The 23,167-nt window shown below is 66.7% G+C and carries 23 protein-coding genes; 15 read left to right on the forward strand and 8 right to left on the reverse strand.

The window, feature by feature from the left end; genetic code table 11:
- Positions 1-3: 3 nt before the first annotated feature.
- Positions 4-519, reverse strand: a complete 516-nt coding sequence (locus U1E26_02005) for a ferritin family protein (protein MDZ4168416.1) — start codon at positions 517-519, stop codon at positions 4-6.
- 92 nt (positions 520-611) lie between these two features.
- The gene (locus U1E26_02010) at positions 612-1,025 is read right to left on the reverse strand and encodes a Fur family transcriptional regulator (protein MDZ4168417.1); all 414 of its coding nucleotides are present in this window, start codon (positions 1,023-1,025) and stop codon (positions 612-614) included.
- Positions 1,026-1,249: 224 nt separating this feature from the next.
- Here U1E26_02010 and U1E26_02015 point away from each other — a divergent pair, with 224 nt between their 5' ends.
- The gene (locus U1E26_02015; GenBank protein MDZ4168418.1) at positions 1,250-2,611 is read left to right on the forward strand and encodes a multiheme c-type cytochrome; all 1,362 of its coding nucleotides are present in this window, start codon (positions 1,250-1,252) and stop codon (positions 2,609-2,611) included.
- A gap of 87 nt (positions 2,612-2,698) precedes the next feature.
- Here U1E26_02015 and U1E26_02020 read toward each other — a convergent pair whose 3' ends face one another.
- Positions 2,699-3,850 carry a trypsin-like peptidase domain-containing protein gene (locus U1E26_02020; GenBank protein ID MDZ4168419.1) on the reverse strand — a complete coding sequence of 384 codons (1,152 nt, stop codon included), beginning with the start codon at positions 3,848-3,850 and terminating at the stop codon, positions 2,699-2,701.
- Positions 3,851-4,193: 343 nt separating this feature from the next.
- On the opposite strand from U1E26_02020, the gene U1E26_02025 reads away from it, so the two are divergent.
- From U1E26_02025 to U1E26_02045, 5 genes are all read left to right on the forward strand, one after another.
- Positions 4,194-5,663 carry an MFS transporter gene (locus U1E26_02025; protein ID MDZ4168420.1) on the forward strand — a complete coding sequence of 490 codons (1,470 nt, stop codon included), beginning with the start codon at positions 4,194-4,196 and terminating at the stop codon, positions 5,661-5,663.
- A 29-nt stretch (positions 5,664-5,692) separates the two neighbouring features.
- Positions 5,693-6,223 (forward strand): hypothetical protein, encoded by a 531-nt coding sequence (locus U1E26_02030; protein ID MDZ4168421.1) that lies wholly within the window; start codon positions 5,693-5,695, stop codon positions 6,221-6,223.
- 20 nt (positions 6,224-6,243) lie between these two features.
- Positions 6,244-7,191: a D-alanine--D-alanine ligase gene (locus U1E26_02035; protein ID MDZ4168422.1), complete on the forward strand. Its 948-nt coding sequence runs from the start codon at positions 6,244-6,246 to the stop codon at positions 7,189-7,191.
- A 102-nt stretch (positions 7,192-7,293) separates the two neighbouring features.
- On the forward strand, positions 7,294-7,812 hold the full coding sequence (locus U1E26_02040) for a CD225/dispanin family protein (GenBank protein MDZ4168423.1): 519 nt from the start codon (positions 7,294-7,296) through the stop codon (positions 7,810-7,812).
- A gap of 11 nt (positions 7,813-7,823) precedes the next feature.
- Positions 7,824-8,261: a DUF2752 domain-containing protein gene (locus tag U1E26_02045; GenBank protein ID MDZ4168424.1), complete on the forward strand. Its 438-nt coding sequence runs from the start codon at positions 7,824-7,826 to the stop codon at positions 8,259-8,261.
- On the opposite strand, the gene U1E26_02050 is transcribed toward U1E26_02045, so the two are convergent.
- On the reverse strand, positions 8,258-8,914 hold the full coding sequence (locus U1E26_02050; protein ID MDZ4168425.1) for a HAMP domain-containing sensor histidine kinase: 657 nt from the start codon (positions 8,912-8,914) through the stop codon (positions 8,258-8,260). The genes U1E26_02045 and U1E26_02050 overlap by 4 nt on opposite strands.
- A 104-nt stretch (positions 8,915-9,018) precedes the next feature.
- Positions 9,019-9,885 carry an L-serine ammonia-lyase, iron-sulfur-dependent, subunit alpha gene (gene sdaAA, locus U1E26_02055; GenBank protein MDZ4168426.1) on the reverse strand — a complete coding sequence of 289 codons (867 nt, stop codon included), beginning with the start codon at positions 9,883-9,885 and terminating at the stop codon, positions 9,019-9,021.
- 150 nt (positions 9,886-10,035) lie between these two features.
- On the opposite strand from sdaAA, the gene U1E26_02060 reads away from it, so the two are divergent.
- The 5 genes from U1E26_02060 to U1E26_02080 all read left to right on the forward strand — a co-directional run bounded on the left by U1E26_02060 (position 10,036) and on the right by U1E26_02080 (position 14,470).
- Entirely contained in the window at positions 10,036-11,313 is a 1,278-nt protein-coding gene (locus tag U1E26_02060; protein ID MDZ4168427.1) for a hypothetical protein, read from the forward strand.
- A gap of 139 nt (positions 11,314-11,452) precedes the next feature.
- Positions 11,453-11,728, forward strand: coding sequence for a ferrous iron transport protein A (locus U1E26_02065; GenBank protein MDZ4168428.1), 276 nt, complete (start codon positions 11,453-11,455; stop codon positions 11,726-11,728).
- Between the two features lie 58 nt (positions 11,729-11,786).
- Complete coding sequence (gene feoB, locus U1E26_02070) at positions 11,787-13,673, forward strand: ferrous iron transport protein B (protein MDZ4168429.1); 1,887 nt, start codon at positions 11,787-11,789, stop codon at positions 13,671-13,673.
- A 3-nt stretch (positions 13,674-13,676) separates the two neighbouring features.
- Positions 13,677-13,895: a hypothetical protein gene (locus tag U1E26_02075; protein MDZ4168430.1), complete on the forward strand. Its 219-nt coding sequence runs from the start codon at positions 13,677-13,679 to the stop codon at positions 13,893-13,895.
- A 47-nt stretch (positions 13,896-13,942) separates the two neighbouring features.
- Entirely contained in the window at positions 13,943-14,470 is a 528-nt protein-coding gene (locus U1E26_02080; protein MDZ4168431.1) for a GNAT family N-acetyltransferase, read from the forward strand.
- A gap of 12 nt (positions 14,471-14,482) precedes the next feature.
- On the opposite strand, the gene sdaAB is transcribed toward U1E26_02080, so the two are convergent.
- Positions 14,483-15,154, reverse strand: coding sequence for an L-serine ammonia-lyase, iron-sulfur-dependent subunit beta (gene sdaAB, locus U1E26_02085; protein ID MDZ4168432.1), 672 nt, complete (start codon positions 15,152-15,154; stop codon positions 14,483-14,485).
- Positions 15,155-15,260: 106 nt separating this feature from the next.
- Between sdaAB and U1E26_02090 the strand changes: the two genes are divergently transcribed.
- Together U1E26_02090 and U1E26_02095 are read left to right on the forward strand one after the other, a co-directional pair.
- On the forward strand, positions 15,261-15,842 hold the full coding sequence (locus U1E26_02090; protein ID MDZ4168433.1) for a hypothetical protein: 582 nt from the start codon (positions 15,261-15,263) through the stop codon (positions 15,840-15,842).
- 55 nt (positions 15,843-15,897) lie between these two features.
- Complete coding sequence (locus U1E26_02095) at positions 15,898-18,846, forward strand: helicase C-terminal domain-containing protein (protein MDZ4168434.1); 2,949 nt, start codon at positions 15,898-15,900, stop codon at positions 18,844-18,846.
- Positions 18,847-18,887: 41 nt separating this feature from the next.
- Here the strand turns inward: U1E26_02095 and U1E26_02100 are convergent, their stop codons facing one another.
- Both U1E26_02100 and U1E26_02105 read right to left on the reverse strand, forming a co-directional pair.
- The gene (locus tag U1E26_02100) at positions 18,888-19,835 is read right to left on the reverse strand and encodes a WYL domain-containing protein (protein MDZ4168435.1); all 948 of its coding nucleotides are present in this window, start codon (positions 19,833-19,835) and stop codon (positions 18,888-18,890) included.
- Complete coding sequence (locus U1E26_02105; GenBank protein MDZ4168436.1) at positions 19,828-20,787, reverse strand: WYL domain-containing protein; 960 nt, start codon at positions 20,785-20,787, stop codon at positions 19,828-19,830. Before U1E26_02105 ends, U1E26_02100 begins: the two co-directional genes overlap by 8 nt.
- Before the next feature lie 325 nt (positions 20,788-21,112).
- Between U1E26_02105 and U1E26_02110 the strand changes: the two genes are divergently transcribed.
- Positions 21,113-22,225: a PAS domain-containing protein gene (locus tag U1E26_02110; GenBank protein ID MDZ4168437.1), complete on the forward strand. Its 1,113-nt coding sequence runs from the start codon at positions 21,113-21,115 to the stop codon at positions 22,223-22,225.
- A complete protein-coding gene (locus tag U1E26_02115) occupies positions 22,218-23,147 on the forward strand; it encodes a hypothetical protein (protein MDZ4168438.1) in 930 nt (309 codons plus the stop codon). Before U1E26_02110 ends, U1E26_02115 begins: the two co-directional genes overlap by 8 nt.
- Positions 23,148-23,167: the final 20 nt, after the last annotated feature.

Here is a 23,167-nt window from a genome sequence, read left to right on the forward strand (position 1 = left end):
AGGCTAGCGGCCCTCGAGCTCGGCCAGAGCGCTCAGATACTCCTCGCGGTGCTCGCCCTCGAAGCGACCGACGGCGCGGAAGTACGACGCGATCTCGGGGAAGCCTTCGTCTTCGGCGATCTGCGCAAAGCCCGGATACATGTCCGTGGCCTCGTTGTCCTCGCCATGGGCGGCCGCACGCAGGTTGTCAGCGGTCGTGGTCGCACCGCCGGAGATATAGGCCCAGTGGCCCAGTGCGTGCGCAGTCTCCTCGGCAGCAGCTCGGTCGAACGCCTTCATGGCGCTCTCGGGGGCACCTTCGAGCTCGGCGATGCGCTTCCACAGGGTGTAGCGCCTGTTGGCCTGCGACTCGCCGGCGAAGGCCGCGAGCAGGCTGTTGAGCGTCTCGGTACCGGTCAGATCGCCGGGGCCGTCGTACTCCTTGAACGCGGTCTTGGGCGCTCCGCAGACGGGGCAGTGCTCCGGCGCAGGGCCGATGTGGTAGTAGCCACATCCCAAACAACGATACTTCTCAACCATGGTCGTCCTCTCTCTCGTTTCATTCGGTCCGTTATCAATACCCCCGATTCGCCGTATGAGGCGGGGGAAGTGAACGCGATCGGGCGGGGAGGTCAGGCCTCAGAGCACGGCGGACACACCGCGTGCAGCGTCACGTCGATCCGGCGAACGGGCACACCGGCGGCCCGCTGGAGCGCCGCGCCCGTGTCAGGCGGCAGAACCATGTCGTCGACGCGACCGCAGCGGTCGCACACGACGTGCGCATGGTCTGCCGGCTCAGGGTCGAAGCGCAGGGTGCCTGACACGTCCAGCTCGCGGATCATGCCGGCCTGTGCGAACTCGTGCAGCGTCTTGTACACGGTCGACAGCGAAACACCGGGGAGCTGCTCGGAGACGTGCCGGGCGACGCTGTCGGCACTGGGGTGCGTCACGTTGCCCTCGAGCGCCGCGATCACCGCGCGCCGTTGCGGGGTAACCCGGTAACCCGCGGCTCTCAGCCGGGTGATCGCCTCGTCGGACGTGAGCATAGCAGCCTCAATTCGGAACGAATAGCAATTAGGAAACATTGCGAATAATAGCACCGCCGCGGGCGAAGTCAAGGGTGCAGTATTCAGCAGCAGTGGGGTAGCATAAGCGGTCACACGGTCAGGTCATGCGGGAGAGGGCCTGAAACGGGTACCAAGGAGTTGCAGAAGAGCAGGCGGTCGCCTAGACGGCGAAACGACTTGAGTACGGGAGGGGCAGGATGAGGATGAAACACAGAGCAGTCGTGGCGCTTGCTGTGGTACTGGCGCTGACTCTTGGGGTTGGCGCGACGATGGCACTGGCTCAAGGTGTGCCGGTCGAGAAAGGCAACGCCAAGCCAGAGGACTTCCCGCCGGTGGTGGGATGTGGATGCCACTCGGCCCTCATCGATCAGTGGTCGAAATCCATGCACGCGCAGGCGCTGACCGACCCGCTCTACCTCAGCAAGCTCGCTGAAGGCCAGAAGGCGACGGATGGCGCTCTTGGGGCGTTCTGCAACAAGTGCCATGGCCCCGCGGCGACCATGACCGGCGAGATCGGCAACAAGCAGCTCTCTGCGGGAGTAGCGGGTGGCGTGAACTGCACCTGGTGCCACCAGGCGGTGGGCAATGCGGGCGAGCCCGCGAACGTCTCGCAACTGGTGGTGCTTGATGGCGTGCGACGCGCGCAGATCAAGGACCCCCAGGCTCCGCACCCCGCTCAGTACTCCGCGTTCCACGAGAGCGCCGAGATATGTGGGGGATGCCACAACGTGAACCACCCGGTGAACGGCATGCACCTGGAGGCAACGTACACTGAGTGGCAGAAGAGCCCGTGGGCCGCAGAGGGAGTGACCTGCCAGGATTGCCACATGAGCAAAGCTCCCGGCGAGATCGGGCCCTTCACGGGACAGGCCGCCGGTGGTGCTCCGGAGCGAGACAACCTGTATGCGATGACGTTCACGGGAGCCCAGGTTGAGCTGGGCGATCCCGTACTGGCTACCGCCATGCTGCAGTCTGCGGCGACCGTCAAACTGGAGGCGCCGGAGATCCTTGCCAGCGGCTCATCTGACGTGACGGTCACCATCACCAATGTGGGCGCGGGGCACTATCTGCCCACGGGACTCACTGAGATTCGTGAGATGTGGCTGGAGGTCTACACCGTCGATGAAGCCGGTGCAAAGGCCGTCATCGGCGAGCACATGTTCGGGACGATCCTTGAAGATGCCGAGGGCAACTCGCCGGCCGAGCTGTGGGACGCGGTCAAGATCAAGTCGGACGACCGCATCCCGCCGCGCGAGTCCGTGACCGACAAGTTCTCATTCACGATGCCGGCAGGCGCCGAGCAGACGACGCTGACCGCAGCACTGTTCTACCGTTCCGCGCCCGAAGAGATGGCGAAGAAGGCCGGACTCAAGAATCCGACGACAGAGATGGCGAAGGCCACACAGGTCGTCTACGCCAGCGAGCAGGCGCAGCTCCAAGCGGCGAAGACGGACGTGGGCCAGGGCAAGTTCTTCGACGGGCTGAACCTGTTCGTGGCGCTGGCCGGGCTGGCCGTCGTCGCGGGTATCGTGTTCTGGTTCACGCGTCGCAAGAGGACTGCCTAGCACGCACGTCGGGAGCGGGAATGACGACGGGCCCCGGCATCGCGCCGGGGCCCGTTTGGCATCCTAAGGCACGGACCCGGAACAACGTCAGGGTGTCGCGTCCTCGCTGGGCGTGGTGTCTTCGCTGCCGACAGGCAGCTCTTCCGGCTTGTCGCCGACGACGACGTCCGTCGTGACCTTCTGGCCACCTCGATTCAGCTCGAGCGAGACGGTGTCACCGACCTGCTTGCGTCGAACCAGCAAGATGAGGTCGTCCATCGAGCGAACCGGCTTCCCATCGAGCGTGACGACGACGTCACCGGGCTTGACGTCGGCCTTCGATGCTCCCGATCCGGGGCCGACGCTCACGACATAGGCTCCCTCGTCAACCGACAGATCCTCCTCAGCAACCAGCTCCGGGATGACCGTCCGGCCGACGATTCCGATGTAGGGGTGGCTCACCGAACCACCTGCGATGAGCTGCTCTGCGACTCGAACAGCGGTGTTCACCGGCACGGCGAATCCGATTCCGCCGCTTGCGCCCGAATCCGAGTAGATGGCTGTGTTGATGCCGACGAGAAGGCCGGTGCGATCAACGAGCGCTCCGCCGGAGTTTCCCGGGTTGATGGCAGCATCGGTCTGGATCACATCGACGAGGGGGTAGACGTTCTCAGCGCTGCCAAAGTCGGGCAGAGACCGTCCGAGTGCCGAGACGACTCCGGAGGTGACGGAGTGCTCGAGACCGAACGGGGAGCCGATGGCCACGACGGTCTGTCCGACGAGGAGATCAGTTGAGCTTGCCGCCTCGATCAGCGGGATCGAGGAGTCGACCTTGACCACGGCGATATCGGTCTCCGGATCCTTGCCGATCAGCTCGGCCGGAACGGATGCGCCCGATGCGTCGCGCACGGTGATCTTCGTGGCGTCGTCAACGACGTGGGCATTGGTGATGATGTAGGTTCCGCCGCCCTCAGCGCGCTTGTACGCCACACCTGATCCGGTACCGCCCTTGGGAACGCCGGGGTGATCGCCGGGGAGTCCGCTCTGGCCGCCGCTGACCTTTTCGCCGCTCACGTCGAGATTGACGACCGAGGGGACCGCGGCGGCCGCGGCCGCGACGACCGGCTCCTCAGTCTTGGACGGGACGACCGTGACCTTAGTGGCGCTCCGGCTTGCCGTCGGAGCATCGCCAAGAACCAGCTGTGCGCCGATGAAGCCGCCTGCAAGCCCCGCGAACAGCGCCACGATGAACGAGAGCACAACGGCGACCAGCACCCCACTGCCAGGGCGGCGAGGTGCGGGCGCGGAGGGCTCGGCAGGAGCCACCGGGGGTACAACCGGGGGTACTGCCGACGGCACCGGGGAGGGCGTCTGGGCCACCGGCGGAGGCACTGCCGCGGGAGACTGAGGCTCGACAGGTGGTGTTGCCGAAGGCGTCGTTGGTTCGACGGGTAGCCCCGCGATGGGAGGCGGTTGGGGGGGAGTGGGTTGCTGGGGGGTTTCTTCGGTCATGGAGTGCTCCTTGAGTCGAGGCTTCTCCGCACATCGGTGAGAGCGTGCGATGATGGTCGACGGCCATCATTCACCGTGAGGATACCCCCGGATGTCAGCGATTCACGAACACACCACAGAAGAGCCGCTGACATGCGTGCCCGGAGCCGTGAGGCCGGGGGCCGTCCTGACCGTGCTGGTAGCGGGCACCATTCTGGCCCCGCTCGATGCGAGCATCGTGAACATAGCCCTGCCTTCGATGGCGGCCCAGTTCGACGTTCGGCTCACCCTGGTCAGCTGGGTCACCACGGCGTACCTGCTCACGAGCGCCGCGCTGCTGCTATCGATGGGGCGACTCGGCGACGTGTGGGGCCTGCGGCGTCTCTACATCGCCGGCCTCATCGTCTTCGGAGTCGGTTCTCTCGCGTGCGCTGTCTCGCCGAGCATCGGCTTTCTGATCGCGGCGAGGGTGCTTCAGGCCAGCGGCTCCGCGATGCTGTTCGCGGCGGGGCCTGCGCTCGTCACGCGAACGTTCCCTCCGAACCGAAGAGGGTGGGCGCTCGGGTACATCGCACTCGCGGTCTCACTGGGACTGACCGCCGGGCCCGCCCTGGGTGGGGTTCTGGTCGGGACATGGGGATGGCCCAGCATCTTCATTATCAACCTGCCGATAGTAGCGGTCGTCACCGTCATGTCGTGGCGGCTGCTACCCGATGAGTGTCCGGCGGGCGGCCGTTTCGACATCCCCGGGGCCCTGCTGTCGGGGATGGCACTCTTCTTGGTCCTGATCGGACTTGGTGGGGCCGACCGCGCGGGACTCATCTCGCCGGCGGTGATCGGGCCGGTTGCGGTAGGCCTGCTCCTGGGGGCGGTCTTCGTGTGGTGGGAGCATCGAGCGATTGCCCCTATGGTCGATATGGCGATCTTTCGCGTCAGAGCGTTCTCGGCGGGAATCACAGCAGCGACGCTCGCCTACCTTGCCCTGTTCGCGGTCACGTTCACGATGCCGTTCTACCTGGTACGGGTGCACGGGTTCGACGCCAGAATCGCAGGCCTCGTTCTGACCGCTACGCCCATCACGATGGCGGTGTTGGCCCCGATCGCCGGAAGACGGTCGGACCGTAAGGGAAGTCGCACGCTGGCGACAGCAGGCATCGCGGTGCTGGGCGGCGGGCTGTTCATCGCGTCGTTCCTGGAGGAAGGCACTCCGATCGCGCTGATCGTCGCCGCGCTCGTGGTGGTTGGCTCGGGCATGGCGGTGTTTCAGACGCCCAACACTTCAGCAGTGCTGAGGGCGACCCCTCGCTCCAGCTCAGGAGTCGGCTCGGCGTTCGTTGCGGAGGCCCGAAACGTCGGGATGTCGTTGGGGATCGCGCTGACAGCCGCCATCGTCAGCGCCGCGGTCGGGGCGCAGGGTCTGCCGGGAGGCGAAGGCCCGATACCCGAGGCGGTCGCCACCGCTTTCGTGGGCGGTATGTCGACGGCACTGAGGGTGGCCGCGGTCATTGCGTTGGGAGGCGCCGCGGTTTCGTGGTTCGGTCGCGAGGCCGACCCGGTTGAGGGTGTCGGGGTCAAGCACTAGACTGGCTGAAGCCACGAACAGGAGGCACGGTGACCGACGAGACAAGCGCGCCCGATCCGATCGAAGAGCAGCCCCAGGTGGCTTCCGATCCCGAGATCGCTGCCATCGCGGATTCGCTCGACGAGCCTGAGCCCGACGCGGAGCCGGAGCCTGTGCTCGACGATGCGGCGCCGGTGGAGCCAGAGGCTGTCGTCGCGGCGGCCGTGCACGATGCGGCGGCCGACCGAGTGTCGTGGTGGCCATTCCTCGTCTATCTGGCGCTCTGGTTCGTCTTTGCTGGAGTGACCGTGTGGCGCTTCTACAACATGTCCCCCGGTCAGGCGATCTACGATTCTTCAGACTACGCGCTCTCCGTCTTCGCCGGGATCGCCCTGGCTCTTGCCGGTCCCATCCTGGTACTCGCCACGTGGGTTGCGGCGTGGGGCAAGCCGGGCTCAAGTAAGTGGGGGCTTCTCGTCGATGCGCTGTTGAAGGGTTCTGTGGTAACGCTCGGGGGCGTCGCTCTGTGGTGGATCGCTCTCATGGTCGTCGATCAGCTGAGGCTCGGGCGCATCTTGTGAGCGAGGGAGTGGAAGTCGCCATGACATCGATCGGAGCGCACGATGTGCGGGTGGCCGTCCTCATGGGGGGACGATCCGCAGAACGCGAGGTTTCCCTCAACACGGGAGCGCAGGTCTCTTCCGCTCTGGAGGAGAAGGGCTTCGGCGTTGTGGAGATCGACACGGGAGACGCCGACTTCGTCGCGCGCTTCGCCTCGAGCGACTGCCACGTGGCGTTCATCTGCCTGCACGGCAGGTTTGGCGAGGACGGAACGGTTCAGGGCCTGTGCGAGCTGCTCGAGACCCCTTACGTCGGCAGCGGAGTGCTCGCCAGCGCTTTGGCGATGGACAAGGTGATGAGCAAGCTGTTCTACCGGGCGATGGGTCTACCAACACCCGAGTTCATGGTACTCAAGCGCGGCGAAGAGCTCGATACCGGCGCGGTTGTCGCCATGCTCGGAGACAAGTGCGTGGTCAAACCCGCGAACGAGGGTTCGGCCCTCGGTGTGACCATCGTTCACGAGCCGGCTGAGTTGGCACAGGCGGTGGGCCTTGCCCTGACGTATGACCGGACTGTTCTGATCGAACGCTTCGTCGCGGGCGTCGAGGTGACCGTCGGGGTTCTGGGTAACGAGCACCCCTTGGCGCTTCCCGTGATCGAGATCGTGCCGGAGCACGAGTTCTACGACTACGAGAGCAAGTACGTGCCGGGCATGAGCCACCACATCATTCCCGCGCGAATCAGCGAGGAGGCGCGTGCCGAGTCAGAGCGCCTCGCTATCGCAGCGCACGAGACCCTAGGCTGTCGGGGCATGTCGCGTTCGGACTTCATCGTGTCCGCGAACGGGGCCGTGCAGCTGCTCGAGACCAACACGATCCCGGGAATGACCACGACCTCGCTGCTCCCGGACGCGGCACGGGCTGCGGGAATCGAGTTCCCGGACCTGTGTAGCCGCCTCGTCGAGCTGGCGCTCGAGCCGCGCAGGTAGTGGCCGATAGCCCTCGTGGCGGGCACTTCTTGGTGTAGTCGAGGCGTGTGGGGGATACTGACTTCGAGGGGAACGCGGAAACGACGCGCCAGGGAGGATCCGATGAACTGTTCGAACTGTGGTAACGCCAACGCCGAGGGCTCTCAGTACTGTGCAAGTTGCGGCGCCCAGCTCTTTGGTCAGGCGGCTCCGCCCGCCCCGCCGGTACCACCCGCTCCTGAGGGATATGGGCAGCCCGCCGCCGCCGGTTATGACGAGCAGGTCGCGGGGGGTTACACCGTCGCGCCGCCGCCGGCAGCTCCGGCTCCGCCCGCTTATGGCCAACAGTACACGCAACCGCAGATGCACCCCCAGCCCGGCTACGCTCCGGCCCCGCCGGTCAAGAACCACCTGGTCATGGCGATTCTTGCCACGGTTCTGTGCTGCATTCCGCTGGGCGCAGTCGGCATCATCTACGCAGCGCAGGTGAACTCGAAGCTGGCATCGGGTGACTATGCCGGCGCCCAGCGGGCATCGAAGAATGCCTTGATCTGGTCGTGGGTCGCTATCGGCGGAGGACTCATCGGTGGAGTGCTGTACGCGGTGCTCGCCATCCTCGGCGTCGTGGTCGACAGCCTCTAGTCGGCGGACGAATGCATAGCGCGACGGGAATCACCGATGGACCAGCGGCGAAGGCGTCTGCGGTGGAGCGCTGGTTGCCCGTTGCTGGCTGGGTCGCTCTATTAGGCGGTGCTGCGCTCATCGTGTCCGGATGGGATCGGCTGGTTCCGCCGTGTCTGTTCAGAGAGATCACGGGGCTCTACTGCCCTGGGTGCGGCAGCGGGAGAGCGCTGCTGGCCCTGTCACGGTTCGATCTGACCGCCGCACTCAGCGCAAACCCGCTCGTGACGCTGGGTCTGCCGCTCATTCTTGCCGGGCTCGCTATTGAGACCGCCGACTCATGGGGGCTCGTGCGCAGACGATCGCGTTTCGCCAAGATGCTGCCCTTGGCCGTACTGATCGTGGTGTGTGCGTTCTGGGTGCTGCGCAACATCCCCGTGTGGCCACTCCAGACGCTCGCTCCGCATTAGGAGAGCGGCAGCTCCAAGCGCACCACGGTTCCGCCTCCCGGGCGATCAAGGACGATGGCGGAGCCGCCCGAGCTCTCGATCACGTTCTTGACCACGACCAAGCCGAGGCCCGTGCCCGGCGAACCATCGTCTCGCTCGAGCCGCACGAACGGCTCGAAGACAGTCGATTTCTCTGCATCGGGTATGCCGGGGCCGCAGTCGGCGACCTCGATCACCGCCACCCGACCCTCAACGCTCACGCTGACATCGATCGGTCCCTCGGCGGCGTACTTCGCGGCGTTGGACAGTAGGTTCTCCATGACGCGTGCCAGCGTCACAGGGTCCACGTTGACCGCTGACGTTGTCCGGAGTTGCACCTGGACATCCCTGCCGGTGGCGACTCGGGCGTCCGCGACGGATTGGTCGGCGATGGCACCCGTATCCGCTGTGTCGTGCTTGCGATGGGCACCGACGCGGCCTGCGATGGTGTCCCCCACGAGTTCATCCGCGCGCGCGATCGCGGCGTCTATGCCGCTGTGGGCGGCATCGCGTTCTGTTGCCGAGAGGTCAGCGCGGCGCAGCAGTGCGCTGTAGCCGGCGATGACGGTGAGGATCCCGCGCAGGTCGTGTGCACACAGGGCGAGGTCCGCCGGTGCGGGTCGGGGGTCAGCCATGCACGCTCCTCAGCGGTCCGAGCGGTCGCCACTCCGCGGATGCGGAGCGTTACTCCCCCTCGACAGCTACGAAGGTACCCCTCCACGCCGCCACAGGCAACGGTCTACCTGCGGGGAAGCGATGAAGCTGCGAGGGCTCTTCCTGTCGGGGTGGCCGCCAGCCCGCCGGTGGATGTCTCGCGCAGGCTCGGCGGCAACGAGCGGCCGACGTGGGCCTGGGCATCGACGACCTCGTCGAAGGGGATTCGACAGCACACATCGGCCATCGCGAGTTCGGCGGCAGCAAGGGCCACGGCGGCGCCGGTCGCGTTGCGATGCACGCAGGGGACCTCGACCAGGCCTCCGACGGGATCGCAGATGAGCCCCATCAGGCCTTGAAGCGCGAGGGATGCGGCATGGCCAACCTGCTGGGGCGACCCGCCCGACAGCGTCACGGCTGCCGCTGCTGCCATTGCGGCTCCCGAGCCGATCTCGGCCTGACAGCCCCCGGCCGCTCCGGACAGCGTGGCGCGCGAAGCGATGATGCCCCCGATGCCCGCCGCGACGAAGAGCGCGTCGATCAGCAGTTCGTCATCGGCTGCGGCGCGCTCAGCGATGGTGAGCACCACGGCGGGCAGGATGCCCGAGGCGCCACCGGTCGGTGCGGCGACGACTCTGCCCATGGTCGCGTTGACCTCGGCTGTTGCCAGAGCAGCTGCCAGCGTAGCTGCGAAGGTTCCACCGATGGGTCCCCCCTCAGAGGTGCTCACCCGCTTGGCGTCGCCGCCCACGAGTCCGCTGCGCGACCGCGTGTCCGCAGCCAGTCCGCGGGCGACCGCCTCGCGCATCGTTAGCAGGGTGTCGAGCATCCGCGTCCTGAGGACGACGACTGCCTCACCGGACTCCTCGGCCTCGCGCGCTATCACGGCTGCGACGAGCGAACCGGCTTCGAGCCCATCCTGGCTCAATTCTGCGTAAGATGTGTATGCCACTGACGTCTCCTTGCACAGTGTCTTCTCAGGGGTGATTGTACGCTCGTGGAGGATTGCGTGAGGTGGCCCGCGCGTGGCACCGCACCTGCTCAGCACCGGGCACGGTTCGACGCGACCGAGTTGCGGAGTCTGGACACGAAGGGGTTTGCCATGCACAGCCGTACCGCCGCACTCGCCGCACTGATCGCGCTGCTCACCGTCTCTCCGGGCATCGCCGTAGCGCGTCCAGCGGCCCCGGTCGCTGTCGACGCGTACGTTTCAGACGTCTTCCAAGAGAACGTACACCCCGAAGACTTCCTCCGGGTCGTGAATCTTGAGTGGCCCTTGGTGGAGGATGCAGGCGCATACGAAGTGAGGAGTCCGAACAGGGGGTGGTCGTTCCGGTGCCAGTCGGTGTTCGAGACGCTGACCCCGAGCGATCCGCGCACCGCGGTTGTCGACGGGTTGCCTCTTGAGATGATCTTCGCGAAGGGCTTCTCGGCCACGTGGCACCTTCCGCTCGGCACCGTGACGACGCCCGGCGGAGGTACGGTGACGCTGTTCCCTGCGGGCGAGACCGAAGTCGAGATTCGGGCATTGCCAACGAGCACGTCACCGATCATCGAAGCTAGTGACCCTGTCACCGCGACCGTGACGTGGCGCGATCAGCCGACGGTATCGACGATTGCGGTCGTACCAACGCCCTGGGGCGTCCGCATTGTGCGAGCCACCAGCGGAGGTCAGCTCACGCTCGCCGGTCGGCTCGAGGCGAGGGTGGCTCGCGGAACGTTTGGCCAGGTCGAACAGTACTCGAGGGTCGGCAGCGCCGAGACCTGGGACCCGCTGAGGGATCTGTCGGACTATCCGGCTCGCGGCATGACGTCGCTCGTTCTTGGAGCAGACCCCACCGTGTGGCCTCGTTACGGGTACGTGTTGCCGGGAGGCTTCACCTACGGGCGCGTTCGTGCGGGTTCGACGGTGTTTGATCCGCGGACGGCGGTGGTCACGTATCGGCAGAGCTTCGCGGGCGACATCCTTGAAGTCCCCGACGATAGCGACCAGTTCGTTCGCCTTGGGGCGTCGGTCACCGATAGAACCTACAGGCCGAAGGTGGCACCGCGCCTGGGGAGGCCGACCGTCGCGCAGAGAATGGGACGAGGCACGAAGTCATGGACCGCGACGATCTCGGACGCAGCGAGGGCCAAGGCGCCCGTTCGGTGGGCGCTGTATCGGAAGAAGGCCGGAGTCGCCGCAGGAACCGTCCCCGCCACGGGCTGGGCTCGCGTCGCCAGAGGCACGGCGCGCTACAGCTCTCTGTCCGGGCCGCTCTCCCGGTACCGGGTTACCGTTCCGGTGTCGAAGAGCGGAACGTACCGGCTCGACGTGACCTACCCGGGCTCGTCAGTGGCTCGTCCCGATGGCTTCTCGAAGTCCTTCAGCGCGCGATAGCCCAGGGGCATCAGGTTCAGTTCGGCAAAGGGCCTCCGCCGCCAAGGACGGAGGCTCTTGACGTGCGGCCGACAGCGGAATAGTATGTGCGTACACCATGACTTAGCACATACTAAGTCCTTCGCACAGGGAGCCTTCAATGCCCGAAACCGAGCGCACTCAGATCGACCCTCTTGCGTGCGAGACGTGCGCACTGTCCAGCGCTCGCGGTGGCGATCACATCGAGATCATCGCGGTCGAAGATGAACACGCTCGGGTTCAGGCCCTGAGATTCGGCATGGCGGAAGGTGCATGTGTGCAGTGCATCACCCGTATCCCGGCGGGCCCCATCGTGATCAGAAGCGGCCGGCAGGAGATCGCGGTCGGCAGGTCACTTGCGGACCGCATCCGAATCCGCCGCACGGCCCGCAGCTAGCGCCAGCGCGACGGCCGCGTGGAAGAGACCCAGCGACTGACCCGCAAGGAGTTACTAGATGACGCCCACATCTGACCCCACAAAGACCGCCGACGCGCTGTGCCACTGTCACCCGAGCGGCACGGAGGCGAGGCAGGGCGTCGACACCGTCGTCCTTGCGGGCAACCCGAACGTAGGCAAGTCGGTGGTATTCGCCGCCTTCACCGGCACGTATGTGGACGTCTCGAACTTTCCGGGCACCACGGTCGAGCTCATGCGGGGCCGCTTCGGCGACATCGACGTCATCGACACGCCGGGTGTGTACGGAGTATCGAGCTTCAATGACGAGGAGCGCGTCGCCCGCGACATCATCCTCACCGCTGACGTGGTGGTGAACGTGGTCGACGCGGTCCACCTCGAGCGCGATCTCTTCTTGACTCTGCAGCTGATCGACATGGGCAAGCGCATGGTGGTCGCGCTCAACATGGCCGACGAGGCGCGCAAGCGTGGAGTCGGCATCGATCGGGACCTGCTCGAAGACCTTCTGGGCGTTCCGGTCATCGAGACGGTGGCCGTCACCGGCGCGGGCATGGAGGAGCTTAAGACGTCGCTCGCACGCGGACGCTCGGGACACGCCGACCACGAGCTGGAGTCCGACATCATCGAGATGGCCACGCTCGTAGGCACGCGGGCGGAGGCCCTCATGGTGCTTGAGGGCGATACGGTCGTCAGTGAGAGACACGGCATCGAGCCGCGAGCGCTGCGTGACGAGATCTACCTCAGGCGGCGCGACCGCGTGAACGACATCTGCCACCACGTGGTCACCGAGACCACGCAGGGAGCGTCGTTCTCGGCTCGGCTCTCGCACTGGATGATGCACCCGGCGACGGGTCTGCCGATGCTTCTACTGCTGCTGTGGGGGATGTGGATCATCCTCGGGCAGTGGATAGCCGGCGGTGTGGTCGGCGTGCTCGAAGAGAGCCTGATGCTTGCCTACTGGGTTCCGTTCGTCCAAGGCCTCGTCGAATCGGTCTTCGCTACGGGATCGGCCATGTACACCATCCTGGCCGGGGAGTTCGGCGTGCTCACCATGACCCCCACGTATCTTGTCGGGGTGATCCTTCCGCTTGTCGTCGGCTTCCAGCTGCTGATGGCGCTCTTGGAGGATTCGGGCTACCTGCCACGCGTTGCGGCGCTCGCCGATCGTTCGCTTACCAGTGTGGGGCTCAACGGACGGGCGATCATTCCGCTGATCCTGGGCCTGGGCTGCGTGACGATGGGAACGCTCACCACGCGCATCCTTGGCAGCAGACGTGAGCGCTTCATCGCCACCGCGCTCATGGCCATCGCCGTTCCCTGCTCCGCGCAGCTTGCCGTCATCGCCGGCTTGATGGCCAGGACGGGCCCCTACTACTCCGCGCTGTACGTCTTCTTTCTCGTCGTGGTCTTCGGAGTCGTTGGGGCGGTGCTCAACCGGTTCGTGCCGGGGCAGTCCACCGATCTGCTGATCGACCTACCGTCGCTGCGGATACCGCGGCTGGACAATGTCGTGCGCAAGAGCGGCACCAAGGTGTGGCACTTCATGAAGGAGGTCACCCTGTTCTTCGCGGCTGGTGCGTTGATCATCTCGGTGCTCGAGGTGACGGGTGTCCTCGGCTGGATCATCACGGTAGCGGCGCCACTGACCGTGGGCTGGCTGGGGTTGCCCGCGGAGGCGGCGACCGCCTTCGTGATGGGCTTCGTGCGCCGTGACTTCGGCGCCACCGCGTTCTTCACGATGGAGCTCACCGACGCCCAGCTGCTCGTCGGCATGGTCACCATCACGCTGTTCGTGCCGTGCATCGCCTCGGCCATGGTCATCCTCAAGGAGCGAGGATGGGGCTTCTTCGTCGGCCTGTTCGCCGGATCGATCGGGGTCGCGTTTCTCGTGGGCGGGCTTATCGCCCGGCTGCTCGGGGTGGTGTAGACGATGACGATCCTGCCGGTCTGCCCCAGCTGCGGGCTCGAGTCACCCGAGGTGCGCTGCCCGCGCTGTAACGCGCTCAAGGCGATTGGTTGCAGCGGCGCGTGCACGATGTGCGGCTCCAAGAAGACCTGCTCGACCGGGAGCGCGCCCGCGGGCACTGCACGGCCCAGCGACGAGGCGCGCGAGGACGAGGAGCACCCGGGCACGCCGCTCGAGCGCTGAGGGCACCTGGCGGGTCGGGGGTGGCGGGCTGCGATACACTCGCAACCATGGACAACTCACTCTTCATCCGCCGGGCGGGCGAGGCCGACATCGGAGTGCTCGTCGACTTCAGGCTCGAGATGTTTCGCGCTATGGGCTGGACCGACGAGGGCCGGCTCGTTGAACTGGCCGAGCGCTACGACCTCTACGTCCGCGCCGCCATGGTCAGCCGCGACTTCGTGGGGTGGATCGCCGAGCTGGACGGAGAGGCGGTCGGATCGGTGGCCGTGCTGTGGGAGGTCGTGCCGCCGACGGTTCGCAATCTGAGCGGGCGGCAGGCGTACATACTGGCGCTCTACGTGGTGCCGGCAGCCCGACACCGCGGAATCGCGACCCAGTTGCTTGAAACCGCAGTGGGTTACGCCCGGGAGGAGGGCGCCGACGTGGTGTCGCTCCATTACAGCCCTGCCGGGCGCAGCCTGTACGAGCGCTTCGGGTTCGCGTCGTCTCCGGAGATGCGCCTGTTCACCGATCCGGATAGCGCCTCATGGGCGCCTGTCGCACCCGCACACACGGATGCTGACGACGCGGACTGAAGGAAGCCCCTTTCAGATCGCGGGCACGCTCCGGACCGCCGACACGCCTGAGAGCGCGGCGATACGATCGGAGGTCGCATCATCGACCTCGGCATCCGTCTCGATGAGCATGAGCGCACGAGCGCCCCGGCGTTCGCGGGACACGCTCATCCGCGCGATGTTGACCCCGCTTTCGGCGAGAATACCCGTCACGGCCGCTATCTCGCCCAGCCGGTCCTCATGCTCAACCACGAGGAGGGGCATTTCGCCTTCGATCTCGACGTCGAAGCCGTCGATGGCGGTGATGAGGACATCACCCCCTCCGAGCGAGGACCCGCATACCGACATCGTGTGACCATCGTGCGCGCGCAGCATGAGCCGCGCGGAGTTCGGGTGCACCTCGCCCAGGTCCGCTTCGGCGAACGTGACCGTGAGCCCGCTGTGCGTGGCGAGTTCGAACGCGGTCACGATGCGCGCATCGTCGGGCGTGAGTCCCAGCAGGCCTGCGACCAGTGCCAGATCGGTGCCGTGACCGGTGCCGGTGGAGGCGAAGGACCCGTGGAGTTCGATGTGAGCGGCTTGGGGCGTTCCGCCGAACACCGCGCGCGCGAGCGCTCCGAGCCGGACCGCACCCGCGGTGTGGCTGGAACTCGGTCCGATCATGATGGGACCGACGACGTCGAAGATGCTGCGTTGGCGTGCCATTCGCTCATGGTACACCGCAGTTCCATGGTGTACTCGCTGTACCCGGGAGAGTATGCTGTGTCGGCGCGTGAGCGCCGTTCAGGCAGGCAGGGAGAAGGAGAATCGAATGACAGAGCAGACCCAGAGTTCGAACCAGCAGACCATCGTCATCGGTCTGGTGGTCATCGCGGCGCTTCTCGCGGTGATCGTGGGAGTCTTGGTGTATCAGCAGACCCAGAACGCGATTCCGGCACCGACCGTCCAGTCCGCACCCACCGGCGCGGCAGGCGACGCGGCAGGACAGCAGATGCCTCCCACCGGAATGGGCGGAGCGGCGATGGGCGGCAGTGCCGCGCCGGCTGAGTTCGACCCGAAGACAGCCACCGCAGTACCGGAGGGCACCGAGCCCGAAGCGTTCGTCGAGGGCTACTACAAGGCATGCGAGGACGGCGACTGGACGGGCGCGTTCGACGCTCTTCCGGTAGACAAGAAGGCCGGCAACTCGCCGGACGCTCTGAAGGAGCAGGTCAGCGGCTACGGCATCAAGGGTTTCAAGATCACCGGTGCGACGACCGAGGGTGACAAGAGTATCGTCAAGGTCGAGCAGGTCACCGGCCAGTACGGCACGTTCGAGAACACGTGGACGTTCGTCAAGGGCGACAAGGGCGTCTGGCTTGTCGAGAGCAAGGCCGTCACCGGCATGAAGTAGTGCCCACGGCATGAGTGCACGACAGTGCGGCCGCCCCGAAAGGGGCGGCCGTTTCGTGTTCGGGGGAAAGGCCGCGCAGTCGGTGGCGAGTGCTACGCTGGCGCGTATGCATCCAGCCCTTGCACAGATCATCGTTCCCGGGACCGACGACGACGTGAGCGCCGCCTACGCCACGCTTCCCGAGCGCGCGCGCGATGCCGTCTTCGGGTTCGAGGACGAGGTGTGTATCGTCGATCTGGAGACCACCGGCTACGACGCTTCGCGAGATCGCATCATGGAGATCGCCGCAGCGGTGATGAGGGGTCCCGAGGTTCTTGACCGGTTCGCGACCTTCGTCGACCCGCTCATGCCGGTACCGCTGGAGATCACCAAGCTCACGGGAATCGACGACGCGATGCTTGAGGGGGCCCCTGGAGCGGAGGTTGCGGTGGGTCGGCTGCTCGAGTTCATCGGCGATCGGGACGTCGTCGCTCACAACGCATCGTTTGACCGCTCGTTCGTCCGGAGCGTGACGGGCTCACTTCCCGGCCGCGGCGAGTGGATCGACTCGCTGGTGCTGTGCAGGCTGGGGATGCCGCGGCTGCGGAGCCACCGGCTGCAGGATCTGCGGCTGGCGTTCGCCCCCGAGATCGATGGTGCCGCACATCGAGCAGACGCCGATGTGGAGGCGCTCTGTCACGTATGGAGATGTGCTCTTGTGGGCATCTCCGACCTCGATCCGGGGGTGTTGTCGCGAATCGTCGGCCTCGGCGACGGCGCGGCGTGGGCAGAGCGCGGCTGGCTTGCCCGGATAGCCGCCGCCAACACCAGCGCGGGCTACGACCTCAAAGAGGTGCGTCGCCGAAGGGTGGCTGCAGACAAGGCCGAGGTGCTGGACGACGCACACGAGGTCGCCTGCGTCTGCCCGGATGTCGAGAGCGTATGCGCCCACTTCAGCCAGACCGGTGCAGCCGGGCGCATGTACGAGGGATACGAGCATCGTGCCGAGCAGGTGCAGATGGCGCGCGCGGTCATCGCTGCGTTCGAGCACTCCACGATGGCCGCCATCGAAGCCGGGACCGGCGTGGGCAAGTCAGTGGCCTATCTGGTTCCGGCGGCCCTGTTCGCCCTGGAGAACCGGGTGGGCGTCGGAATCGCCACTAAGACGAACGCGCTCATGGACCAGCTCGTCTACCACGAGCTGCCCCGGCTGAAGACCGCTCTGGGCGAGGATCTACGCTACGCGGCGCTCAAGGGATACGACCACTACCCGTGCTTGCGCAAGATGGAGCGGGCGGCCGGCGAACTCGACGACACCGCCGAACCGGAGTACGTGGGGGCCCTTGCGATGCTTCTTGCCTGGTCCAGTCAAAGCGCCTGGGGCGATCTGGACGCCGTCAACCTGCACTGGCGTCGGGAGCTTCGGGCGGCGGTACAGGCGAGTCAAGCCGACTGCACCCATCGGCGCTGCCGCTTCTTTCCCAACCTGTGCTATCTACACGGCGTGCGCAGGCGGGCCGCGAGCGCACATATCGTGGTCACGAACCACGCGCTGCTCTTTCGCGATGTGGTCGCGCAGGGAGGCATCCTGCCGCCGATCAGGCACTGGATCGTGGACGAGGCCCACTCGGCTGAAGCTGAGGCGCGCAAGCAGCTGACCGTCGGAGCGGCGCACCTCGAACTGGCCACCGTGCTCTCCGGGCTTCATGGCCGGCGTGGCGGGGTCCTCGACGCTATCGGCCGCATTCTGAAGGGCCGTGAGGGCGCGGAGTCTGCGCTGGTGCCGATCGTCCGGATGGAGGAGGAGTGCCAGCGGTGCGCGACGCTCACTGACTCGCTGTTCGACTTCGTCAAGGACCTCGCACCGCTGGCTGGATCAAGCGAGTATGACTCGGCCGAGGTGTGGGTGACGCCGGAGATTCGCCAGAGTGGTCCCTGGGGCACCGTCGCATCCACGGGCGCGTCGCTCGCCAAACGGCTTGCGCGGGTGCTCGAAGAGGGCAAGACCCTTGGCGGAGCGCTCGAGGACCTTGGTCCCGAGCTGGCCGATCAGCGGGCGGACCTGAGCGGTCTGCTGGCTCGTCTGGCGGACCAGAGGGACGGGCTGGTAGCGGTTGTCGACGGCGAGGACGGGACGCTCGTGTACTCGGCCGTGCTGGACCGGCGACGGGGGGTCGATGCCGAACGGCTGGTGGCGGCTCGTCTCGACGTGGGCGAGGTGCTGGCCGACGACCTCTTCGGTCGCGTCAGCAGCGTGGTCTTCACGTCGGCCACCATCGCCGCAGGGGACTCCTTCAGTCACTTCGCACATGGGGTCGGGCTGGATCTGCTGCCCCCCGATCGCTGGGCGACGCTGCGGTTGGCCTCAAGCTACGACCTTGAGCGCCAGATGGCGGTGTTCGTCCCGACAGACCTGCCGCCGCCGAACGAAGACGGCTACCTGGAGGTGCTCGAGGGGCTGCTCGAGGAGGTGCACGTGGCGATGGGGGGCAGCGTACTCACGCTGTTCACGAACCGAAGAGACATGGAGCGCCTCCATGCCCTGCTGGAGCCGCGCCTACGTGGCGAGGGAATCGACCTGATCATGCAGCGGCGAGGCACGTCGGCCAAGCGGCTGCGCGACGAGTTCCTCGCGGACGAGCGGCTGAGCCTGTTCGCGCTCAAGAGCTTCTGGGAGGGGTTCGATGCCAAGGGCGACACGTTGCGCTGCGTCGTCGTCCCTCGCCTGCCGTTTGGGCGCCCGACCGATCCCTTGTCGTGCGAAAGAGAGCGCCGGGAGGGGAGGGCGGCGTGGTCACGGTACGCGCTGCCGGAGGCGGTCATCGAGCTGAAGCAGGCCGCCGGCAGGCTGATTCGCTCCAACGAGGACACCGGCTGTCTCGTCATCGCCGATGCACGCGTGGTGCAGAAGGGCTACGGAGCGCGGTTCCTCGACGCGCTCCCGGTGGCCGACGTGGAGCGTATGCCTCGAGCCGACGTGATCGCCGAGGTGCAGCGACGCTTCGGGCGCGCGGCGACTGACTGAAGCGTCGGGTGAGAACCGCGTGCCTGCGACGCGCCGGGCGGTCAGTTCTTCCGCGTGTGCGTTGCCAGCTCGCTCGCGGCCAACTCTCCGACAGCACGCCGCACTTCCTCGGGCGCGAGGACCTCGACGCCGCCGAGCCGCGCGACCACGTGGCGCGCGATCCAGCCAGTACCACCGTAGGGGACTTCGACGGTGAGCGCGCCGTCGCCGGCCGCTTCCGTCACGACGGCTCCCGGCCACTCGCGAGCGAGGAACTGGGCATCAGGGCCGAAGCGCAGCACCGCCGCGGGAAGCCCCGCCAGGCGTTGCAGGTTGCCGCGCTGCGGACTGCGTGCCGCGTCGGTGCGTGGCTCGAAGCGCTCGCCGGTCGGGCTGGCCGACCGGATCCGGTCCACGCGGAAGGTGCGCCAGCTCGTGGTCTGCCGGCACCACGCCGTCAGGTACCACGCGCTCCGCTCGGCGTAGAGCGATGACGGTTCGACTGCGCGCCGGGAGGACTCGCTCGCACCGGCTCGTGCGTACTCGAGGTGCACGACATCGTGGACTCCGATCGCCTGCGCCAACACGCCGAAGACCTCGGCCGAGTGACCGGTGGAGGCGGACCGGATCGTGTGTTCGAGGTCCTCAGGATCGAAGTCCGCTGCACCGGCGCCGGTAAGCAGCCTTGCCAGCAGGCCGTCGTCGGCACTGAAGCCGGCCGACCGGAGTGCCGCGGCCAGAGCCCGTGCTTCGTTTCCCGACAGGCGCACCGGGCCGCGCAGCCCCGGAAGCTCACCCGTGACAAGCAGCCACCCGTTCTGGACGATCAGGGGAAGGCAGTCGTCCGGGTCGTAAGGCGCCACACCGCAGACCGCCAGTACCTTGAGGCTCTCGGTGAGCGCGATCTCGTCGACGCCAAGCGTGATGGCGAGGTCGGAGATGCGGTGCTTGGTCATCGGTTTGAGCGTATTGAGCAGGGCTATCAGATGGCGGGCGGGCACCTCAGGCATGAGCGCCCTCCACCCTCTTGAGACCGGCGACGATCGCGTCTCTCACACCAAGGGGCTCGAGGATGGCGAGGCCGGGACCGTTCTCGACGGTAAAGGTCGCGAGCCGGGCCACCGAGCAGGCCGACACCGCCCACAAGGCAGAGCCATCGTCTTGTACCGCAATCGTCCCATGAGCGGAGGCGACAGCGGGCGCTCGCCAAGCGACCGCGGGTGCGAAGCGAATCACCGCCTCGAAGGGCGGGTCATCGCCTATCTGGAAGGGTAGCGCGACGTAGGACGAGACATCAAAGGAGTCCGGCCTGTCGAAGTCCGGGGTGCGCGGCTTCGCCCGGTTGGGGCTGACCTCGCTCATCCGGGCTACCGCGAACGTGCGCACCGCGTCCTTGGCCGGGTCTCTGGCCACGAGGTACCAGCGCCCGTCGTGGACGAACAGCCCATACGGTTGGACGGTGCGAGTCGAAGGCCGTCCACCGGCGTCGGTATAGGAGAGAGAGACCCACTTGCACGCCTCAACGGCGCCGCTGAGCTCCGCGACGACCGAGCCCTGGCGCTCCGGGTCTTCATCCGCTATGAGCGCCGTGACGGGGTCTCGTCGGGAAGCGGCGGACACCTTCGCCAGGGCGAGGCGGAGATCCTCAGGGAAGGGGAAAGAAGGGTCGTCCAGCAGCGCTGTCCCCGCGACGCGGAGCGCGGCAGCGTCGGTGCCGGTCAGGTCGAATGTCGACACATAGGTGGCCGAGACATCGAGGCGGTAGCGCCCGGATTCGTCGGATTCGATGGAGAAGCCCATGCGGCGCAGGTCGTCCTTGTCGCGCTCGAACATACGCAGGAAGGCGACCTCTTCCTGGTCGTCGGGGTAGCCGTACACTTCGCCGCGCACGTCGGCCGCGGTCACCGGCTCGCGCGCGGCAGCCAGATAGAGCGCGAGATTGACGAGTCGTTCGACAGCCATCGACACGTGGATGATCCCCTCGTTCAGCGCAATCGCGCCTCAGCGCGTCTCGACGTCGATTGTAGCGCCTGCGAAGGTCGAAGGACTCATGCCCGGAAAAGGAAACGAGGCGCGTGGGGGGCGCGCCTCGTTCAATATTCGAGCGGGCGGGCCCCACCTATGAGGGGGGGAGGAAAGGCGGGTCGCCCAGCTCGCCCATGTGGAAAGCAAGGCGCGTGCCGACTTTGCATGACTGCTGAGATTCATCTGCGTGGGAGCTCTGACCCAAGGGGACGGCTTTGCAGCAAGGCGATGAGTGCGGTACAACTCGACGGGGAGGAGAGCGATGGCGTCGGACCGCACACAGCAGCTGGAAGCGTTCTCAGTCGGCGATGCCGGAGCCGTGCTCGAGGCACTCATGCGGAGGTCGGGGGAGTGCATCCACGTGCTCGATCTTGACGGTCGGGTCGTACGATGGAACGCGGCCTGCGAGTGCACGTATGGCTGGCGCGCTGCTTCGGTGCTGGGGGAGGTACTGCCGTTTGCACTTGAAGCGCGCAAGTCGCGCGTCCTCCACGATATCCGGATGCTGGCGGCGTCGGGGAAGGTGACCGAACGTGAGGGGACCTTCGTGCGGCCCGACGGCAGTAGGATAAGGGCTCGAATGACGGTCATCCCAGTGTCTGATCACGATGGTCTGCCCTGTGGAGTGGCAGTGGTTTCGCGGGAGGCGTTGTCTGACGAGAGGCTGGATCGCCAGAGAAACGAGATCGCCGATTACGTCGCACAGGGGCTGGCGGCCCCTCTCAGTGTCATCGCCAACACTGCGGCGCTCATGGCGCGCGCTGAGGTGGGTGGCGACCCCGCCCGCCGCGCCCGCCTCGTTGCCTCGATCCAGGCTCAGGCCCGCATAGCGGGTGAGCTGGTGAACGATCTGACGAATGTGTCGCTGCTTGCGCGGGGAGAGCTACTGCTGAACCGTGAGCCTGCGGACGCACGAGCGATCGCGTCGCGGGCCGTGGCCTCGCTTGGCCAGGACGGACGGCGTGTCGTGGTCGACTTCGATCCGACGGTCCAGCCCCTACCCGTGGACGCCGCGAAGGCCGAGCGCGCCATACAGCTGTTGACGCGCCAGACGATCGACTCGCTGCCCGCCGGAGGACTCGTGAGCGTGAGTGTGCTTGATGCGGATGACGAGGTCATCATCAGGATTGTCGGCCGAACCCGGCCGCAAGGCGACGATGAGTCCAATGAGTACGTGGCGCGCCCCGCAGGAACCGACGACGGCATCGGCGCCGCCGAAGCAGGTGTGATGCGATACTTGGCTCGCGGGCTCATTGAGGCCCACGGGGGAACGATGAGCGCCGATATACTGGAGGCGGGGGGCCGAGCGTTTGAGCTTCGCCTCCCCGCCGACGGAGGACCCGCCCGCCTCAACGGAAGAACGAACCTTGGCTGAGCCGACGAACAGCCCCGACTTGACGCCAACGCGCCGTCCGCGTTGGGTCGTCTGGGTGATTGCTCTTGCGGGCGTCGCCGTCGCTCTAGGCTTGGTCTGGGCGGGGGTGACCGTCACGCAAGGGCGCGCCGCAAGCGGCGAGCTTGACCGCGCCACACAGCTCGTCGAAGAAGCCGACGTGATCGTGGTGGAAGTGGACAAGGTGATCGGGAGCCAGGTGACCTCCGAGCTTGCCACGGCGGCGGTGACGGCGCGGGCGAGCGTGGCCACCGCATCGGCCCTTCTGAATGAAGCGGTCGCGCTCATCGACAGCTCTGAAGCGGGCCTGTCCGGCAGCGAGGCCAAGCGAGGCGAGATGCTTCGAGAATCGGCCGAGGCGCGCCTGGCGATGATGCTCCAGGCGCCGGCGATCCTCGACACGAACCTCAGGGCTGCGACCGCCCTTCCCTTGGCACAAGAGGCATGGGACCACGTGGTTGAGGCGGACCGACTGTCCGACGGAGCGGTTGTCGCGTACAACCGGCTCACCGGCAAGGGAGTCAGGGAGTCCATGCGGCTGAACAAGCGCGCTGCTGCCAAGCTCGCGCAGGCCCGAGACGGGTTCGAGGCGGCGGAGCAGGCGTTTCCGGAGGCGGCCTTCGAGGCCTACCTGGCGTACGTGGCGATGAGGGTCGAGCTCAACGGGTTGTCTATGCGCTCGGACGCGGATTGGATCGCGGGCCGACTGGAGCAGGCGAACGCCGCTATCACGACGTACAACGATCTGGACGGGAAAGCCGTGGCGGCGGCCAAGGCGCTGCCGACGACCCCCGGCGACGCGGTCGCGGCGGGGTACGCAGCTGTCGCGAAAGCGGCCACCGACGAGTACTACGCAGCGCGGAGGCGAGCGACGAGCGCCGATGCGCAACTCAGGGGCCGCTAGCAGGCCAGGCGAAGGAGACA

The organism is Coriobacteriia bacterium (genome assembly GCA_034370385.1).
Classification (GTDB): Bacteria; Actinomycetota; Coriobacteriia; order Anaerosomatales; family PHET01; genus JAXMKZ01.

Excerpts from the sequence above, each read along its gene's own strand:
- U1E26_02025 (MDZ4168420.1), top strand. The coding sequence starts at position 4,194 with ATGTCAGCGATTCACGAACACACCACAGAAGAGCCGCTGACATGCGTG.
- U1E26_02005 (MDZ4168416.1), bottom strand. The coding sequence starts at position 519 with ATGGTTGAGAAGTATCGTTGTTTGGGATGTGGCTACTACCACATCGGC.
- U1E26_02090 (MDZ4168433.1), top strand. The coding sequence starts at position 15,261 with ATGACAGAGCAGACCCAGAGTTCGAACCAGCAGACCATCGTCATCGGT.
- U1E26_02045 (MDZ4168424.1), top strand. The coding sequence starts at position 7,824 with ATGCATAGCGCGACGGGAATCACCGATGGACCAGCGGCGAAGGCGTCT.
- U1E26_02065 (MDZ4168428.1), top strand. The coding sequence starts at position 11,453 with ATGCCCGAAACCGAGCGCACTCAGATCGACCCTCTTGCGTGCGAGACG.
- U1E26_02075 (MDZ4168430.1), top strand. The coding sequence starts at position 13,677 with ATGACGATCCTGCCGGTCTGCCCCAGCTGCGGGCTCGAGTCACCCGAG.
- sdaAB (MDZ4168432.1), bottom strand. The coding sequence starts at position 15,154 with ATGGCACGCCAACGCAGCATCTTCGACGTCGTCGGTCCCATCATGATC.
- U1E26_02010 (MDZ4168417.1), bottom strand. The coding sequence starts at position 1,025 with ATGCTCACGTCCGACGAGGCGATCACCCGGCTGAGAGCCGCGGGTTAC.
- U1E26_02060 (MDZ4168427.1), top strand. The coding sequence starts at position 10,036 with ATGCACAGCCGTACCGCCGCACTCGCCGCACTGATCGCGCTGCTCACC.
- U1E26_02105 (MDZ4168436.1), bottom strand. The coding sequence starts at position 20,787 with ATGGCTGTCGAACGACTCGTCAATCTCGCGCTCTATCTGGCTGCCGCG.
- U1E26_02050 (MDZ4168425.1), bottom strand. The coding sequence starts at position 8,914 with ATGGCTGACCCCCGACCCGCACCGGCGGACCTCGCCCTGTGTGCACAC.
- U1E26_02110 (MDZ4168437.1), top strand. The coding sequence starts at position 21,113 with ATGGCGTCGGACCGCACACAGCAGCTGGAAGCGTTCTCAGTCGGCGAT.
- U1E26_02100 (MDZ4168435.1), bottom strand. The coding sequence starts at position 19,835 with ATGCCTGAGGTGCCCGCCCGCCATCTGATAGCCCTGCTCAATACGCTC.
- feoB (MDZ4168429.1), top strand. The coding sequence starts at position 11,787 with ATGACGCCCACATCTGACCCCACAAAGACCGCCGACGCGCTGTGCCAC.
- U1E26_02035 (MDZ4168422.1), top strand. The coding sequence starts at position 6,244 with ATGACATCGATCGGAGCGCACGATGTGCGGGTGGCCGTCCTCATGGGG.
- U1E26_02080 (MDZ4168431.1), top strand. The coding sequence starts at position 13,943 with ATGGACAACTCACTCTTCATCCGCCGGGCGGGCGAGGCCGACATCGGA.
- U1E26_02015 (MDZ4168418.1), top strand. The coding sequence starts at position 1,250 with ATGAAACACAGAGCAGTCGTGGCGCTTGCTGTGGTACTGGCGCTGACT.
- U1E26_02040 (MDZ4168423.1), top strand. The coding sequence starts at position 7,294 with ATGAACTGTTCGAACTGTGGTAACGCCAACGCCGAGGGCTCTCAGTAC.